At 63.2% G+C, this 16,542-nt stretch carries 17 protein-coding genes; 13 read left to right on the top strand and 4 right to left on the bottom strand.

Translation table 11 applies throughout. The features are described 5' to 3' along the window. The first annotated feature begins 18 nt into the window (after window positions 1–18). Window positions 19–1,470: a pyruvate kinase gene (gene pyk, locus CW360_RS00395; RefSeq protein ID WP_101192363.1), complete on the top strand. Its 1,452-nt coding sequence runs from the start codon at window positions 19–21 to the stop codon at window positions 1,468–1,470. Between the two features lie 25 nt (window positions 1,471–1,495). Further along, window positions 1,496–1,840, top strand: a complete 345-nt coding sequence (locus CW360_RS00400) for a YajD family HNH nuclease (RefSeq protein ID WP_101192364.1) — start codon at window positions 1,496–1,498, stop codon at window positions 1,838–1,840. Between the two features lie 63 nt (window positions 1,841–1,903). Here CW360_RS00400 and fadD1 read toward each other — a convergent pair whose 3' ends face one another. Both fadD1 and fadD2 read right to left on the bottom strand, forming a co-directional pair. Next, entirely contained in the window at window positions 1,904–3,592 is a 1,689-nt protein-coding gene (gene fadD1 / locus CW360_RS00405; protein WP_093986712.1) for a long-chain-fatty-acid--CoA ligase FadD1, read from the bottom strand. Between the two features lie 308 nt (window positions 3,593–3,900). Further along, window positions 3,901–5,589 (bottom strand): long-chain-fatty-acid--CoA ligase FadD2, encoded by a 1,689-nt coding sequence (gene fadD2 / locus CW360_RS00410; protein WP_101192365.1) that lies wholly within the window; start codon window positions 5,587–5,589, stop codon window positions 3,901–3,903. Between the two features lie 211 nt (window positions 5,590–5,800). Between fadD2 and CW360_RS00415 the strand changes: the two genes are divergently transcribed. From CW360_RS00415 to CW360_RS00440, 6 genes are all read left to right on the top strand, one after another. Then, window positions 5,801–6,739, top strand: a complete 939-nt coding sequence (locus CW360_RS00415; protein WP_101192366.1) for an alpha/beta hydrolase — start codon at window positions 5,801–5,803, stop codon at window positions 6,737–6,739. 46 nt (window positions 6,740–6,785) lie between these two features. Beyond that, entirely contained in the window at window positions 6,786–7,256 is a 471-nt protein-coding gene (locus CW360_RS00420) for a MaoC family dehydratase (RefSeq protein ID WP_101192367.1), read from the top strand. Window positions 7,257–7,366: 110 nt separating this feature from the next. Beyond that, window positions 7,367–7,591 (top strand): DUF2061 domain-containing protein, encoded by a 225-nt coding sequence (locus CW360_RS00425; RefSeq protein ID WP_101192368.1) that lies wholly within the window; start codon window positions 7,367–7,369, stop codon window positions 7,589–7,591. A 30-nt stretch (window positions 7,592–7,621) separates the two neighbouring features. Further along, window positions 7,622–8,188, top strand: coding sequence for a hypothetical protein (locus CW360_RS00430; RefSeq protein ID WP_093986707.1), 567 nt, complete (start codon window positions 7,622–7,624; stop codon window positions 8,186–8,188). Between the two features lie 61 nt (window positions 8,189–8,249). Beyond that, window positions 8,250–9,521 (top strand): alpha/beta fold hydrolase, encoded by a 1,272-nt coding sequence (locus tag CW360_RS00435; protein ID WP_101192369.1) that lies wholly within the window; start codon window positions 8,250–8,252, stop codon window positions 9,519–9,521. Beyond that, complete coding sequence (locus CW360_RS00440; protein WP_101192370.1) at window positions 9,511–10,293, top strand: MlaA family lipoprotein; 783 nt, start codon at window positions 9,511–9,513, stop codon at window positions 10,291–10,293. Before CW360_RS00435 ends, CW360_RS00440 begins: the two co-directional genes overlap by 11 nt. A gap of 7 nt (window positions 10,294–10,300) precedes the next feature. Here CW360_RS00440 and CW360_RS00445 read toward each other — a convergent pair whose 3' ends face one another. Further along, complete coding sequence (locus CW360_RS00445; protein ID WP_101192371.1) at window positions 10,301–11,452, bottom strand: patatin-like phospholipase family protein; 1,152 nt, start codon at window positions 11,450–11,452, stop codon at window positions 10,301–10,303. A 38-nt stretch (window positions 11,453–11,490) separates the two neighbouring features. Further along, window positions 11,491–12,426 (bottom strand): lipid A biosynthesis lauroyl acyltransferase, encoded by a 936-nt coding sequence (locus CW360_RS00450; RefSeq protein ID WP_101192372.1) that lies wholly within the window; start codon window positions 12,424–12,426, stop codon window positions 11,491–11,493. A 126-nt stretch (window positions 12,427–12,552) separates the two neighbouring features. Between CW360_RS00450 and minC the strand changes: the two genes are divergently transcribed. From minC to CW360_RS00475, 5 genes are all read left to right on the top strand, one after another. After that, window positions 12,553–13,269 (top strand): septum site-determining protein MinC, encoded by a 717-nt coding sequence (gene minC, locus CW360_RS00455; RefSeq protein ID WP_093986702.1) that lies wholly within the window; start codon window positions 12,553–12,555, stop codon window positions 13,267–13,269. 100 nt (window positions 13,270–13,369) lie between these two features. After that, complete coding sequence (minD, locus tag CW360_RS00460) at window positions 13,370–14,185, top strand: septum site-determining protein MinD (RefSeq protein WP_101192373.1); 816 nt, start codon at window positions 13,370–13,372, stop codon at window positions 14,183–14,185. Beyond that, window positions 14,182–14,436, top strand: a complete 255-nt coding sequence (gene minE, locus CW360_RS00465; RefSeq protein WP_093986700.1) for a cell division topological specificity factor MinE — start codon at window positions 14,182–14,184, stop codon at window positions 14,434–14,436. Before minD ends, minE begins: the two co-directional genes overlap by 4 nt. 81 nt (window positions 14,437–14,517) lie before the next feature. Then, the gene (locus tag CW360_RS00470; RefSeq protein WP_101192374.1) at window positions 14,518–15,153 is read left to right on the top strand and encodes an RluA family pseudouridine synthase; all 636 of its coding nucleotides are present in this window, start codon (window positions 14,518–14,520) and stop codon (window positions 15,151–15,153) included. Between the two features lie 46 nt (window positions 15,154–15,199). Continuing rightward, window positions 15,200–16,489: a M18 family aminopeptidase gene (locus CW360_RS00475; protein WP_101192375.1), complete on the top strand. Its 1,290-nt coding sequence runs from the start codon at window positions 15,200–15,202 to the stop codon at window positions 16,487–16,489. Window positions 16,490–16,542 lie beyond the last annotated feature (53 nt).

Here is a 16,542-nt window from a genome sequence, read left to right on the forward strand (position 1 = left end):
TTGAACCTGGAGCCTCGCATGACCCTTCGTCGCAGCAAGATCGTCGCCACCCTCGGCCCGGCCAGCAACACCCCAGCCACCCTCAACGCCCTGATCCATGCGGGTCTGGATGTGGCACGCCTGAACTTCTCCCACGGCAGTGCCGATGAGCACCGCGAACGGGCGCGTCTGGTCCGCGAGCTGGCTGCCGCGGCCGGGCGCCATGTGGCTCTGCTGGGCGACCTGCAGGGCCCGAAGATCCGCATTGCCCGCTTTGCCGAGAAACGCATCGAGCTGGCCGCCGGCGATCACTTCCGTTTTTCCATCAGTCACCCGCGCGATGCCGGTACCCAGCAGGTGGTAGGTATCGACTATCCCGACCTGGTCAAGGACTGCCAGGTCGGCGACCAGCTGTTGCTCGACGATGGCCGGGTGGTAATGCAGGTGGAGCGTGTCAGTAGCGACGAACTGGGCTGCCGGGTACTGATCGGCGGCCCGCTGTCCGACCACAAGGGCATCAACCGCAAGGGCGGCGGGCTCACCGCGCCGGCGCTGACCGACAAGGACAAACGCGACATCCAGCTGGCCGCCGAGCTGCACCTGGACTATGTGGCGGTGTCCTTTCCGCGCGATGCCGCCGACATGCACTACGCCCGCCAGCTGCTGCAGGAAGCCGGTAGTGATGCCTGGCTGATCGCCAAGATCGAACGTGCCGAGGCGGTAGCCGACGACCACACCCTGGATGAGCTGATCCGCGCCAGCGACGGCGTGATGGTCGCCCGCGGCGACCTGGCGGTGGAGATCGGCGATGCCGAACTGGTCGGCATCCAGAAGAAGATCATCCAGCACGCCCGACGCCTGAACAAACTGGTGATCACCGCCACGCAGATGATGGAGTCGATGATCGCCAGTCCGATGCCGACCCGCGCCGAAGTCTCCGACGTGGCCAATGCGGTGCTCGACTATACCGATGCGGTCATGCTCTCCGCAGAAACCGCCGCCGGCCAGTATCCCGTACAGGCCGTAGAAGCCATGGCGCGCATCTGCCTGGGTGCGGAAAAGCACCCGACCAGTCAACGCTCCAGCCATCGTCTGGGACAAACTTTCAGCCGCTGCGACGAGAGCATCGCCCTGGCCGCGATGTACACCGCCAACCACTTTCCCGGGGTCAAGGCGATCATCTGCCTGACCGAAAGCGGCTATACCCCGCTGATCATGTCGCGCATCCGCTCTGCCGTGCCGATCTTCGCCTATTCGGCACAACGCGCCACCCAGGCCCGTGCGGCGCTGATGCGTGGGGTCTACACCATTCCCTTCGATATCGACGCCTTTGCCGCGGAGCACCTCAGCCAGGCGGCGGTCGATGAACTCCTGCAACGCGGCCTGGTCAACCCGGGTGACTGGGTAATACTGACCAAGGGCGACAGCTACCACACCATTGGTGGCAGCAATACCCTCAAGCTGTTACAGGTAGGCCAGGCGCTGGCCTGAGCGGCGCTCACCAGGAGACAAGGTCATGAGCAAGGTTGATGAACTGATTGCTGCCAACCGCCGCGAGCGTGAAGAAAGTTACCGGCGCCTGGCGCTCAAGCTCTACCCGCATGTGTGCGGACGCTGCGCCCGGGAGTTTTCCGGCAAGCGCCTCAGCGAACTGACGGTGCATCACCGCGACCATAACCATGACAACAACCCAGCCGACGGTTCCAACTGGGAACTGCTCTGCCTGTATTGCCATGACAACGAACATGCGCGCTACACCGACCAGCAGTACTACCGCGAAGCCTCCCCCGGCAGCGACAAGCCCGCCACGGCGACTTACAAGGCGCTCGGTGACCTGGCCCGCCTACTCGGCAAGTCCTAGCCAGCCCTGAAACGACAAGGCCCCGCCGAAGCGGGGCCTTGCACAAACGCACGCTGACTCGGCTTACTTCTTGCCGAGCTTCTTCAGCTCTTCGTCACGCAGCTCGCGACGCAGAATCTTGCCCACGTTGGTGGTCGGCAGCACCTCGCGGAACTCGACGTAACGCGGCACCTTGTAGCCGGTCACATTGGCTCGCATGTGCTCCATGACCTGCTCCTTGCTCAGGCTCTCGCCCGGCTTGACCACCACGAACACCTTGATCGCTTCGCCCGACTTCTCGTCCGGTACGCCAATCGCCGCGCACTGCAGTACGCCCGGCAGGGTGGCCAGCACGTCTTCCAGCTCGTTGGGATACACATTGAAACCGGACACCAGGATCATGTCCTTCTTGCGATCGACGATGCGCATGAAACCATCGTCCTGAATCACCGCGATATCACCGGTTTTCAACCAGCCTGCGGCATCGAGAATCTCGTCGGTGGCTTCCTGGCGCTGCCAGTAGCCCTTCATCACCTGCGGCCCCTTCACGCACAGCTCGCCAATCGCGCCCATGGGCAGGTCGTTGCCCTCGTCGTCGATGACCTTGCACTGGGTAGAAGGCACCGGAATGCCGATGGTGCCGATCTGGATATTCTGGAAAGGATTCACCGACACCACCGGGCTGGTCTCGGTCATCCCGAAGCCTTCGCAAATGGCACAGCCGGTGACTTCCTGCCAGCGCTCGGCGGTGGCCAACTGCAGCGCCATGCCGCCGGAGAAGGTGGCCTTGAGGCTGGAGAAGTCCAGCTTGCGGAAATCTTCGTTGTTGCACAGGGCCACGAACAGGGTGTTCAGCCCCACGAAGCCGGTGAAACGGTAGGCAGCCAGATCCTTGATCATCGCCGGCAGATCGCGCGGGTTGGTGATCAGTACGTTATGCCCACCCACCAGCATCATGGCCATGCAATGGAAGGTGAAGGCATAGATGTGGTATAGCGGCAGCGGCGCGATGAGAATTTCGCTGCCTTCCTGCATTTCCGAACCCATCAGCGACTTGACCTGCAGCATGTTGGCCACCAAGTTGCGATGGGTCAGCATGGCGCCCTTGGCTACGCCGGTGGTACCGCCGGTGTACTGCAGTACGGCGATATCCTGATTGGCCGGAGTAGCTTCCTTGACGGCCTTACCCTTGCCCTTGGCCAGCGCGGCGGTGAGCTTGACGGCCTGCGGCAGGCTGTAGGGGGGCACCATCTTCTTCACATGCTTGACCACGGTATTGACCAGCAGGCGCTTGAGCGGCGGCAGCATGTCGCCGACTTCGGTCACCACCACATGCTTGATGCCAGTCTTGGGCAGCACTTCTTCAGCCAGGTGAGCCATGTTGGCCAGGCAGACCAGCGCCTTGGCGCCGGAGTCATTGAACTGGTGCTCCATTTCCCGCGCGGTGTACAGCGGGTTGGTGTTGACCACGATCAGGCCAGCGCGCAGGGCACCGAATACCACGACCGGATACTGCAGCACGTTGGGCAACTGCACGGCGATGCGATCACCCGGTTGCAAATCGGTATGTTGTTGCAGGTAGGCGGCGAAGGCACCGGACAGCTCGTACACATCGCTGTAGCTGAGGGTCTTGCCCATGTTGCTGAAAGCGGGCTTGCTGGCGAAGCGCTGGCAGGACTCTTTCAGAACCGATTGGATATTTGGATATTGGTCAGCATTGATTTCCGTCGGAATACCGGCCGGATACTTGTCCTTCCAGAAATTTTCGGTCATGCAAGCCCACTCCTAAACGACAGCTGGTCTTCACCGCCCTCAAGGGCGATTGTTTATTGTCATAGTCATGTAAACGGGTCTGCCGGCCGGGCGGCCGGACAGAAAAGCGCGCCGAGCGTAGCAGTTTTGCCAGGCCTCGACCAGCACTAAACCTGGGCTCAGCAGTCATTAAATAGACCCAATCTATTGATTGCAGTCATTTTCCGGCCGCCATCTGCGAAGGTGCTACTGGCAGGTCGCGCCAGCGTCTGCGCCGGGCCTCCGGCTGCCGGTGAGTGTAGCCGGAGGCTGGCACTTGTGAGGATTTTTCAGGCCAGGTCGCGCAGCTCGCGACGCAGGATCTTGCCGACCGGCGTCATCGGCAGGCTGTCGCGCAACACGATGTGCTTGGGCACCTTGTAGCCGGTCAGGTTTTCCCGGCAGTAATTCTTCAGTTGCTCCACGCTCAGCGACGCATCACGCGGCACCACGAACAGCTTGACCGCTTCGCCGGAGCGCTCGTCCGGCACACCGATTACCGCGCAGCTGGCCACTTGCGGATGGGCCATGAGCACCTCTTCGACTTCGTTGGGGTAGACATTGAAGCCGGAGACAATCACCAGATCCTTCTTGCGATCGACGATACGCACATGCCCGTCCTCGTCGATCACCGCGATATCCCCAGTCTTCAGCCAGCCCTGCTCATCGAGCACCTCGGCAGTCGCCTCGGGGCGCTGCCAATAACCCTGCATGACCTGCGGCCCCTGGATGCACAACTCGCCCGGCTCGCCCAGCGGCAACTCCACACCCTGCTCGTCGATGACCTTGAAGGCCGTACCAGGCACCGGAATACCGACACTCCCCAGGCGCGCCAGACGCCCGTAGGCATTGGTGCTGGCAACCGGCGAGGTTTCCGTAAGGCCGTAACCCTCCACCACCGAGCAGCCGGTGATCTGCTGCCAACGTTCAGCAGTGGCCTTGACCAACGCCGTGCCACCAGAGTTGGTGACCTTCAGGCGGGAGAAGTCCAGGTCCTTGAACTCGGGATGATCCATCAGCGCCACGAACAAGGTATTAAGGCCGAGCAAGGCCGAGAAGCGCCACTTTTTCAACTCGCGAATGAAGCCGGGAATATCCCGCGGATTGCTGATCAGCACATTGTGGTTGCCGGTGACCAGCATGCACATGCAGTTCGCGGTAAAGGCATAGATGTGATAGAGCGGCAGGGGCGCAATCATCACTTCTTCGCCCTCGCGGAGCAGTGGCTGCCCCTGCTCATCCAACTGTCCCAGACAAGCGCGCACCTGCTGCATGTTGGCGACCAGGTTGCCGTGGCTGAGCATGGCCCCCTTGGCGACCCCCGTGGTGCCACCGGTGTACTGCAGCACAGCGAGGTTTTCGAGGGATAGCGGAACCGTGCGGTAGCTAGCCGGATCGCCCTGGCGCAGAACCTTGCGCATGGGCACCGCCTGCGGCAGGCGATAGGGCGTGACCATCTTTTTGACATGACGGACCAGGGCATTGATCAGCCAGCCCTTGGCGACCGGCATCAGGTCGCCCATGCGCGCCTCGATCAGGTACTCGATCGGCGTGTCCGGCAGCACCTGCTCAACCAGGTGGCCAAACACATTCAGATAGACCAGTGCCCGCACACCGGCATCGCTGAACTGGTGTTTCATTTCCCGTGCCGTGTACAGCGGGTTGGTGTTGACTACTACCAGACCGGCACGCAGGGCACCGAATACGGCAATCGGGTACTGCAGGATGTTGGGCATCTGCACGGCGATACGGTCACCCGGCTGCAGATCGGTATGCTGTTGCAACCAGGCGGCAAAAGCGGCGGCGTGCCGATCCAGTTCGGCATAACTGAGGGTCACGCCCAGGTTGCTGAAGGCCGGACGCTCGGCAAAGCGCTGACAGGAACGCTCGAACACATCCACCACCGAGCGGTAGTCGCCCATGTCCAGGGTATTGCTCACGCCCGGCGGGCGCTTGTCGTTCCAAAACTCGGCCTGCATTGTTGTTGTCCTCTTGGCCTGTTTAACGGGTGCCCGGCGAACTTAGCAGCTTGCCCCGAGCAGGCAAATACGCCGCACGCGCAGATTCGTGTCGTGAATTGTCCGGCCTGCACAGCCGGCATGGGCTCCCCCTGACGCGCCAGCCGAGGCTATACCCGGGCCATGTGGCGGTGCACAATGCAGCCAGTCACCGGGCAAAGGATCTCCCGTCATGCCGCATTCCTCGTTCTGGCTACAGGCCACCGACGGCACCTCGCTGTATGTCAATCAATGGTTGCCCGCACAAGCGCCTCGCGCGGTACTCATGCTGGCCCACGGCATGGCCGAACACAGCGCGCGCTATGCGCGCTTCGCCGATTTTCTCAACCTGCACGGCATCGGCCTGTTCGGCCACGACCAGCGCGGCCATGGGCAGACCGCACAGCACGGCCTGCTCGGGCACTATGCCGACCATCACGGCTGGCACAAGGTGGTCGGCGACCTGGCCAGCCTCAACCATCACATTCGCCAGCAGTTCCCACGCACCCCCATCCTGCTGTTCGGCCACAGCATGGGCAGCTACATCGGCATGGCCTACCTGATGCAGCACAGCTGCAGCCTGCAGGGCGCCATACTCAGCGGTTCCAACTATCAGGCCAGCCCACTCAAATACCTGGCGGCACGCAGCATCGCACGCCTGGAAAGCCTGCGCCTGGGACGCCGCGGGCGCAGCCGGCTACTCAACTGGCTGACCTTTGGACGTTTCAACCAGGCCTGCCAGCCGCGGCACAGCGCCTTCGACTGGCTCAGCCGGGATGCTGCCGAAGTGCAGCGCTACCTGGACGACCCGCTATGCGGCTTTCTCTGCACCAACCAGCTATGGCTAGACCTGCTTGGCGGCCTGCTGCAGATCAGCCAGGTGGAACAGCTGGCGCAAATCGATCCACAATTACCGCTGCTGGTCACCGGCGGCCAGTGTGACCCGGTCAGCCAGGGCCGCCGTCTGCAGGAACTGGCCGAGGCTCTGCGCCTGGCTGGCGCCCAGCAGGTCAGCCTGCATGTCTACGAGCAGGCGCGTCACGAACTGCTCAACGAAATCAACCGCCAGCAGGTCAGTGAAGACCTGCTGGCCTGGATCGAACTGGCCCTGCAGCACCCCCGCTGCCACTGATTGCCCCCGCGCTCGCGCGGGGTTCTTTACCTGTCGAGGAGTACCCATGACCCAGGTTCGCAACTTCCCCTACGATACCCTTGAAGTCGGCCAGCAGGCCCGCCTGCAGAGAACCGTCGAAGAGCGTGACATCCAGCTGTTTGCCGCCGTATCCGGCGACCGCAACCCGGTGCATCTGGATGCCGAATACGCTGCGGCCAGTCTGTTCAAGGAGCGTATTGCCCACGGCATGTTCAGCGGCGCGCTGATCAGCGCGGCGATTGCCTGCGAACTGCCCGGCCCGGGGACCATCTACCTGGGACAACAGCTCAAGTTCACCCGTCCGGTCAAACTGGGCGACCAGCTCACCGTGGAGCTTGAGGTTCTGGAAAAGCTCGCCAAGGGCCGCGTGCGCCTGGCGACCCGCGTCAGCAATCAGGCCGGCGAACTGGTGGTCGACGGCGAGGCCGAAGTACTGGCACCGCGTGAAGCGCTGAGCATCGCGTTGCCGGAGCTGCCGCCGATCCAGGTTGGCTGACTGAAAAAGCTATTCAGCACATAGAAAAGCTGTATTTCCGCAACAACAGGCGGCGGCCTAAGCTGAGTTCAACAGAGAAGCATTCTCGACCGAACACGGGAGCCGCCGCCATGCTCAAGACCTTCACCTTTACCCTCATGCACTTCTGCATCGCCTTCGCCGTGACCTACGCGCTGACTGGCAGCGTGGTGGCCGGCGGCCTGGTAGCGTCTATCGAACCGCTGTGCAACTCGGCGGGCTTCTACTTCCACGAGAAGCTCTGGCAGCGCATCGAGGGGCGCAAGGTCGCCAGGCAGCAGATACCCGCCCACGCCTGGCTGCATCACCAGGCCTGACGTGCCTGCCGGCCTGCTACACTGGCCGGCATGCTCAATCGTCGCCTCGTTTTCATTGCCGCCGCGCTGGTCAGCCTGTGGCTGATTTGGCCAGCGCTGCGCCCCACGCCCCCGGCCCCGCCGCTGTCCCTGCCTGATGGACAGCTGCAACTCTCCGGGCATCGCATCATTCCCCTACAGCCTTTCAGCCTGGAAGCCCGGGTACTGGGCCGCGAGGATTACTACCTGGACCGCCCGGCCCAACTCTCGCCAACCGACCTGGCGCTGGGCTGGGGCCCCATGGCCGAACCGGCAAACTACCAGCGCGTGGCCATCAGTCAGCGCAACCGCTGGTACTACTGGCGGGTCGATGAGTTCTTCATCCCGCGCCGCGACATCGAGCGGCACAGCGCCAACATGCACATGATCCCGGCCAACCCTGTGGTAGCCAAGACCCTGGCTCGCGTCAAACGCGAGCAGCGCATCAGCCTGCGCGGCCAGCTGGTGCGCGTGGAAGGTGATGACGGCTTTCGCTGGGTTAGCTCACTGAGCCGGGACGACACAGGGGACGGCGCCTGCGAAGTGATCTGGCTGGAACACTTGGAGATTCTGCCCTGACGAACCATTGCCCGGCAGCACAGTCTCACCCCCTGGTTTGCCCGTTGCCCAAGGAGTTGCCATGCGGCCATTGCTGCTACTGATCTGCCTGCTACCCACCTGGCTACTGGCCGACGACTATGGCTATCCGCTACACAATCCCTTCGAGGCCACCATTGCCGGCACCCCGGCCGCGCTGCGCCCCGCCCTGCCTGACGAGCAGTCCATCAGCCAGCGCGACTACAGCCTCAATCTGCGCCCGGAGCGCGCCAACCGCCTGCCTGCCAACTTCTGGCCGGTACGCCGCCTGCGCTACCGCCTGGCCAGCCAGCCCGGCCCGGCGCCGCTGATCTTCATCATTGCCGGCACTGGCGCGCACTACGCCAGCAGCACTCCGGAATACCTGAAACGGCTGTTCTACGGCGCCGGCTTCCATGTGGTACAACTCTCTTCGCCTACCAGCTACGACTTCATGGTGGCGGCGTCGCCCAACGCCACACCGGGCTTCAGTCCCGACGATGCCCGCGACCTGTACCGGGTCATGCAGACCATCCAGGCACGCCACCGCGATCTGCCGGTCAGCGCCTGGCACCTCACCGGCTACAGCCTGGGCGGCCTGCAGGCGGCCTTTGTCAGCCATCTCGACGAGCAGCAACAAAGCTTCAACTTCCAGCGCGTGCTGCTGCTCAACCCACCGGTCAACCTGTACACCTCGGTGAGCAATCTCGATCGCCTGGTACAGACCCGCGTACAGGGGATCGACGACCAGACCAGCTACTTCCAGGTGATCCTGCAGAAAATCACCCGTTACTTCAGCGAAAAAGGCCATGTCGACCTGAATGCAGCGATGCTTTATGACTTCCAGCGCTCCGGTGAACGCCTCACTGACGAACAGCTGGCCATGCTGATCGGTACGGTGTTCCGCTTTTCCGCGGCGGACATTGCCTTCACCTCGGACCTGATCAACCAGCGCGGGCTAATCACTCCGCCACGCCTGCCGATCAACGACAGCACGCGCCTCACCGAGTATTTCAAGCGTGCCCTGCTCTGCGATTTCGACTGTTACCTGAGCGAGCAGCTGATCCCTTCCTGGCGCGCCCTGCATGATGGCGGCAGCCTCGCGCAGCTGATCGAGCAGGCCAGCCTGTATGCGCTCAGTGAGTACCTCGGCAACAGCCGCAAGGTGGCCGTGATGCATAACGCGGATGACCCGATCCTCGGCCCGGGCGACCTGGGCTATTTGCGCCGCACCTTCGGCTCACGCCTGACGGTCTATCCCTATGGCGGTCACTGCGGCAACCTTGACTACCGGGTCAATGCCGCCGACATGCTGGAGTTCTTCCATGCCCCGTGATCTGTCCCGCCTATTTGTCCTGTGTGCCAGCCTAGCCGCTCCAGGCACTCTGCTGCTGGCTGCCGACGACGTTGATGCCGACGGTTTCCGCAATCCCATGCAGCGCCTGCACTTCAATCCGCGACTGGACCAGCGCGAGTTCGAGCGTTCCAGCTTTGCCGCCCTCAACGTGTATGACCCGTTCGAGGCCTGGAACCGCCGCGTCTACCACTTCAACTACCGCGCCGACCAGTGGCTGCTGCTGCCGCTGGTGGATGGCTATCGCAAGGTCACTCCGGGCTTCGTGCGCAGCGGCATACACAACGTCTTTCGCAACCTGGGCGAGGTACCCAACCTGTTCAACAGCCTGCTGCAGTTCAAGGGCCGGCGCGCCCTGGATAGCACCGGGCGCCTGCTCATCAATACCACCCTGGGACTGGCCGGCCTGTGGGACCCTGCCACACGTATGGGACTGCAGCGGCACAACGAAGACTTCGGACAGACCCTGGGCTTCTATGGCGTACCGGCTGGTCCCTATTTGATGCTGCCGCTGCTCGGCCCGTCCAACTTGCGCGATGGCAGCGGCCTGGTGGTGGATTTCAGCCTGGACAGCCAGGTCGACTGGCTGGGCATGGCCAGTGCCAGTGAGCGCTACCCGGCCCTGCACCTGCTCAAGGCCATCGATACCCGCGACAACACCGCCTTCCGTTACGGACAAACCAACTCGCCGTTCGAGTACGAGAAGATTCGCTACGTCTACCACGAGGCACGCCAGCTGCAGATCGCCGATTGAAGGCCGATTAGAGCTTGAGAAAGGTGCGCAGCTCATCCTGCTGGGCCATGGCATCCTGGTAGCCCAGCTCGATCAGCTCGTTGCAATAGCCCGGTTCGAACAGCAGGTAGCTGAGTACCCCGCCCCCCCCTCGACGCATCGCCCCTGGGCCGCGCAGAAACAGGCGCAAGGCCTTGGGTAGCTCGGCAATATGCCGCGCGGCGATCTCATCCAGCGGCTTGCTCGGGGCAATGGTCAGCACGTCCACCGGGCGCATACCCAGCCCGCGAGGTGGCGAAGCCAGCGGTAACTGCGCACTCATGTGGTTGATGCGTTCGAGCAGCTCCAGGTCGGTTTCCAGGTTGTCGATAAAGGTACTGTTGAGCATGTGCCCGCCGATCTGCGCCAGGCTCGGCGGCTGCCCCGTCTGCTGCCGGGGTGCCGGCCCGGTTTGACGGGTATTGCCGCTGACCCCAATGACCAGCACGCGACTGGCGCCCAGGTGCAAGGCCGGGCTGATCGGCGCCGCCTGGCGCAACGCCCCGTCACCAAAATACTCGCGGTTGACCTTGACCGGCGGGAAGACCAGCGGAATCGCCGCACTGGCCAACAGGTGCTCCAGATTAAGGCGCGTTGGCACGCCCACCCGCCGATGGCGAAACCAGGGATCGATGGCTGCCCGCCCCTGGTAAAAGGTCACCGCCTGAGCCGACTCGTAACCGAAGGCCGTCACCGCCACCGCCCGCAAGCGCCGCATACGCACTGCCGCAGCGATCCCGGAGAAGTCCAGTTCGCGGGCCAGCAACTGCCGCAACGGCCGGTTATCGAGCAACGCCACCGGCTCGGCCCGGCCGATCCCCAGCACGCTGTTGCCGACAAAACGCAGCGCCTGCAGGCTCACCCCCTGCCAATCACTGCGATAGACCTGATCGGTGTGAAAGCCCTGCCAGACCGTGGTCAGGCGGCGGATAGCCTCACTGAAATGTACCGCACCGCAGGCCAGGCCCACGGCATTGATAGCCCCTGCCGAGGTACCGACGATGACCGGGAAAGGATTGTGCACGGCGTTGGGCAGCAGGTCAGCAATCGCCGCCAGCACACCCACCTGATAGGCCGCACGTGCACCGCCTCCGGAAAGGATCAGCCCGGTCAGTCCCTGCTCGTGCTCCTGGCTGGCCATGCCCGCTCCTGTCTGTGTGCCGCCCCGCAGTATAGAACTCAGCGTCGCTGCTTGGTGTACAGGCGCGCTTCACCCGCTGGCCGGGTTTTGAAGCGGCGATGCGCCCACAGGTACTGCTCGGGGCAGGCGCGCACCACCTGCTCGATCCACTGGTTGATACGCAGGCAGTCAGCCTCCTCGCTGTCACCCGGAAAGTCCTGCAGTGGCGGGTGGATCTGCAGGTGGTAGCCTGCGCTGCCGGGCAGGCGCCGCTGCGTGAACGGCACCACACGCGCCTTGCCCAGGCGGGCAAACTTGCTGGTGGCGGTCACCGTCGCGGCTTGAATGCCAAACAGCGGCAGAAAAATGCTCTGCTTGGGGCCATAGTCCTGATCCGGGGCATACCAGATGGCCCGCCCATTGCGCAGGGTCTTGAGCATGCCACGCACATCATCGCGCTCGATGGCCGTGGCATCGCGGTTGTGCCGTTCGCGACCACGACGCTGCAGGTAATCGAACAACGGATTCTTGTGGGCACGGTACATGCCATCAATGGTGTGTACCTGGCCGAGCAACGCCGCGCCAATTTCCAGGGTAGTGAAATGCACGGCCATGAGGATCACCCCCTGCCCCTCACGCTGCGCAGCCTGCAGGTGCTCCAGACCGTCGATATGCGCCAGCCGCGCCAGGCGCCAGCGCGGCCAGAACCAGCCCATCGCCGTTTCAAAGAACGCGATGCCGCTGGAGGCGAAGTTCTCGCGCAACAGCCGCTCACGAGCCACCGCATCCTGCTCGGGGAAGCATAGTTCCAGGTTGCGCCGGGCAATCTCGCGGCGTGAGCGGGCCAGCCGCAACATCAACCAGCCCAGGCCACGCCCCAGTCTCAGCAACACGCCGTAGGGCAACTGCACCAGCAGCCACAACAAGGCCATGCCCAGCCACAACAGCCAGTAGCGCGGGTGCAGGAAAGCCAAGCGAAAGGAGGGACGATCCATAAGCAGATACCTGAGACAAAACGGCCATGCAGCCGGCGATGAGCGTGCCGCCGGGCATTCTACATGGCTTGCGGCCCTGCAGGCTTCTGGTTATAAGTCGAGGCGTTTTTACCCACTGGGCAGACCATGAGCCAAGCCGACCTTCTCGACCAAGACCCTGTATTCCAACTCAAGGGCAGCATGCTGGCCATCACTACCCTGGAACTGGCCCATAACGACCTCGACCGACTGGATCGCCAATTGCAGGCCAAGGTCGCCCAGGCCCCGGCGTTCTTCGAGAATACCCCCCTGGTGCTGGCGCTGGACAAACTGCCGGAAGCCGAAGGCACGGTGGATCTCAATGCGCTCATGCAGCTGTGCCAGCACCACGGCCTGCGCACCCTGGCCATCCGCGCCAGTCGCGCCGAGGACGTCAGCGCGGCCAACGCTCTCAACCTGCCGGTACTGCCGCCCTCGGGCGCCCGCGAACGACTGGTCGACCCGGCGCCGGTCAAGGTCGTCGAAGCCGAACCACGTCCCAGCCGGATCATTACCCAGCCGGTGCGCGGCGGCATGCAGATTTATGCGCAAGGCTGCGACCTGATCGTACTGGCCGCGGTAAGCGCCGGTGCCGAGCTGCTCGCCGACGGCAATATCCATGTCTATGGCCCTCTGCGCGGACGGGCTCTGGCGGGCGTCAAGGGCAATACCCAGGCGCGCATCTTCTGCCAGCAACTGGCTGCGGAAATGCTCTCCATCGCCGGGCAATACAAGACAGCCGAAGACCTGCGCCGCGAGCCGCTCTGGGGGCAGGCGGTGCAGGCCAGCCTGAGCGCCGACGTGTTGAACATCCGCAGCCTTTAACGGATACTGCCGGCACTTTTTTCGGAGCAACACCGAGGGCAGCAGGATGCCTGCGCGGCTGATCGGCGCCCCCGTATTCTACCTTTGAGGGTGATTCATCTTGGCCAAGATTCTCGTTGTCACGTCCGGCAAGGGCGGCGTGGGTAAAACCACCACCAGTGCCGCCATCGGTACCGGCCTGGCCCTGCGCGGGCACAAGACCGTCATCGTCGACTTCGATGTCGGCCTGCGCAACCTCGACCTGATCATGGGTTGCGAGCGCCGCGTGGTCTACGACTTCGTCAATGTCTGCAACGGCGAAGCCACCCTCAACCAGGCCCTGATCAAGGATAAACGCCTGGAAAATCTCTACATCCTTGCCGCCAGCCAAACCCGCGACAAGGACGCCCTGAGCAAGGAAGGCGTAGAGAAGATCATCAAGGAGCTGTCCGAGCAGTTCGAATACGTAGTCTGCGATTCGCCGGCCGGTATCGAAAAAGGTGCACACCTGGCCATGTACTTTGCCGACGAAGCCATCGTGGTGACCAACCCGGAAGTCTCTTCGGTGCGCGACTCCGATCGCATGCTCGGCTTGCTGGCCAGCAAGTCCAAACGTGCCGAAGAGGGCCTGGAGCCCATCAAGGAACGCCTGCTGCTCACCCGCTACGACCCGGAACGCGTCACCAAGGGCGAAATGCTCGGTGTGGAAGACGTCGAGGAAATCCTCGCCATCAACCTGCTTGGGGTGATTCCCGAATCCCAGGCGGTACTCAAGGCTTCCAACCAGGGCGTACCGGTGATCCTCGACGACCAGAGCGATGCTGGCCAGGCCTACAGTGACGCCGTTGATCGCCTGCTGGGTAAAGAGGTGCCGCATCGCTTCCTCGACGTGCAGAAGAAAGGCTTCCTTCAACGGCTGTTTGGAGGTCGCGAATGAACATTTTCGATTTCTTCCGCGAGCGCAAGAAGGACACGCCGGCGGCCATCGCCAAGGAGCGCCTGCAGATCATCGTGGCCCACGAACGCGGCCAGCGCGCGCAGCCGGATTACCTGCCGGCTCTGCAAAAGGAACTGGTGGAAGTTATCCGCAAGTACGTCAACATCGATGCTGACCAGGTACAGGTTGCCCTGGAAAGCCAGGGTAGCTGCTCGATCCTCGAGCTCAACATTACCCTGCCGGATCGTTAACAGGCCGCACAGCCTGGATATACGGCGGCCACGTGCCGCCGTTTTTATTGCATAACCCCTGCAACCGCCCGTGGAAACCCCATGCCGCTGTCGAACATCGAGATCCTCCATGAGGATCCCTGCTTTCTGCTGATCAACAAGCCGACCCTGCTGCTCTCGGTACCCGGCCGCGCCGAAGACAACCGCGACTGCCTGATCACCCGCCTGCAGGAAAACGGCTATCCCGAAGCGCGTATCGTGCATCGCCTGGACTGGGAAACCTCCGGCATCATTCTGCTGGCGCGCGATGCCGACAGCCATCGCGAGCTATCACGTCAATTCCACGACCGAGAGACGGAGAAAGCCTATACCGCGCTCTGCTGGGGCCAGCCGGATGCCGATAGCGGGCGCATCGAGCTGCCGTTGCGTTACGACCCCCCCAGCAAACCTCGCCATGTCGTCGACTTCGAGCAGGGCAAGCATGCCCTGACCTTCTGGCGGGTCGTGCAGCGCTGCGGGCATTACAGTCGCGTGGAACTGACCCCCATCACCGGCCGCTCCCACCAGCTGCGTGTGCACATGCTGTCTATCGGCCATCCACTGCTGGGTGATGGCCTGTATGCCCACCCCGAAGCCCTCGCAGCCTGGCCGCGCCTGTGCCTGCACGCCAGCCAGCTGGCCTTCAGCCACCCCGCGACCGGCCAACGCCTGCGTTTCGAATGCCCGGCGCCTTTCTAAAAGCACAGCTCTGTTAAACTGCGCGCCTGCCTATCAGGAGTACACCATGCGCGCCGACCTCAACCAGGGCCTGATCGATTTCCTGCAGTCCTCGCCCACCCCCTTTCACGCCACGCAGAGTCTCGCCCAGCACCTTGAGGCGGGCGGCTACCGGCAACTGGACGAGCGCGACAGCTGGTCCGTGGGCGTGCCCGGCAAGTATTACGTTACGCGTAACGGCTCCTCGCTGATCGCCGTGCATATCGGCCGTCAGCATCGCCTGGAAGACGGCCTGCGCCTGGTCGGCGCGCATACCGACAGCCCCTGTCTGCGCATCAAGCCCAATCCGGAACTGGTGCGCCAGGGCTTCTGGCAACTGGGGGTCGAAGTCTATGGCGGCGCCCTGCTGGCTCCTTGGTTCGATCGCGATCTGTCGCTGGCCGGGCGAGTCACCTACCGTGCCGCCGGACGCGTGGAGAGCCAGCTGATCGATTTTCGTGCACCCCTCGCGGTCATTCCCAACCTGGCCATCCACCTCAACCGCGAGGCCAACCAGGGCTGGGCGATCAATCCGCAGAACGAGCTGCCAGCCATTGTCGCGCAACTGCTGCCTGGGGAAAGCCGCGATTTTCGCGACCTGCTGGCGGAACAGTTGAATCGTGAGCACGGCATCATCGCTGACACCGTGCTGGACTTCGAACTCAGCCTGTACGACACCCAGAAGGCGGCCGTGGTCGGCCTTGACCAGCAGTTCATTGCCGGCGCACGACTGGACAACCTGCTGTCTTGCTACGCCGGCCTGCAGGCACTGCTGTCTGCCGACGGTGAGCAAAGCTGCGTATTGGTGTGTACCGACCACGAAGAAGTCGGCTCCTGCTCGGCGTGCGGTGCCGATGGCCCATTCCTTGAGCAAACCCTGCGCCGCTTGCTCGGCGATGGCGAGGACTTCGTGCGGCTGATGCAACGCTCGCTGCTGGTTTCCGCCGACAATGCCCACGGCATCCACCCCAATTATGCCGACCGGCACGACGGCAACCATGGCCCACTGCTCAACGCCGGCCCGGTGATCAAGATCAACAGTAACCAGCGCTATGCCACCAGCAGCGAAACCGCCGGTTTCTTCCGCCACCTGTGTCTGGAAAACGAAGTGCCGGTACAGAGCTTCGTCACCCGTAGCGACCTCGGCTGTGGCTCGACCATCGGTCCAATCAGCGCCAGCCAGCTGGGCGTGCGCACCGTGGATATCGGCCTGCCAACCTTTGCCATGCACTCCATCCGCGAGCTGGCCGGCAGCCAGGATCTGGCGCATCTGGTCAAGGTATTGCGCGCCTTCTATGCCAGTCTCGCCCTGCCCTGAACGCCCTATTGGCGGACGGCCGGCCAATAAAAAGGGCAACCCGCGGGTTGCCC

It is taken from the genome of Pseudomonas fluvialis (assembly GCF_002835605.1).
GTDB lineage: Bacteria > Pseudomonadota > Gammaproteobacteria > Pseudomonadales > Pseudomonadaceae > Aquipseudomonas > Aquipseudomonas fluvialis.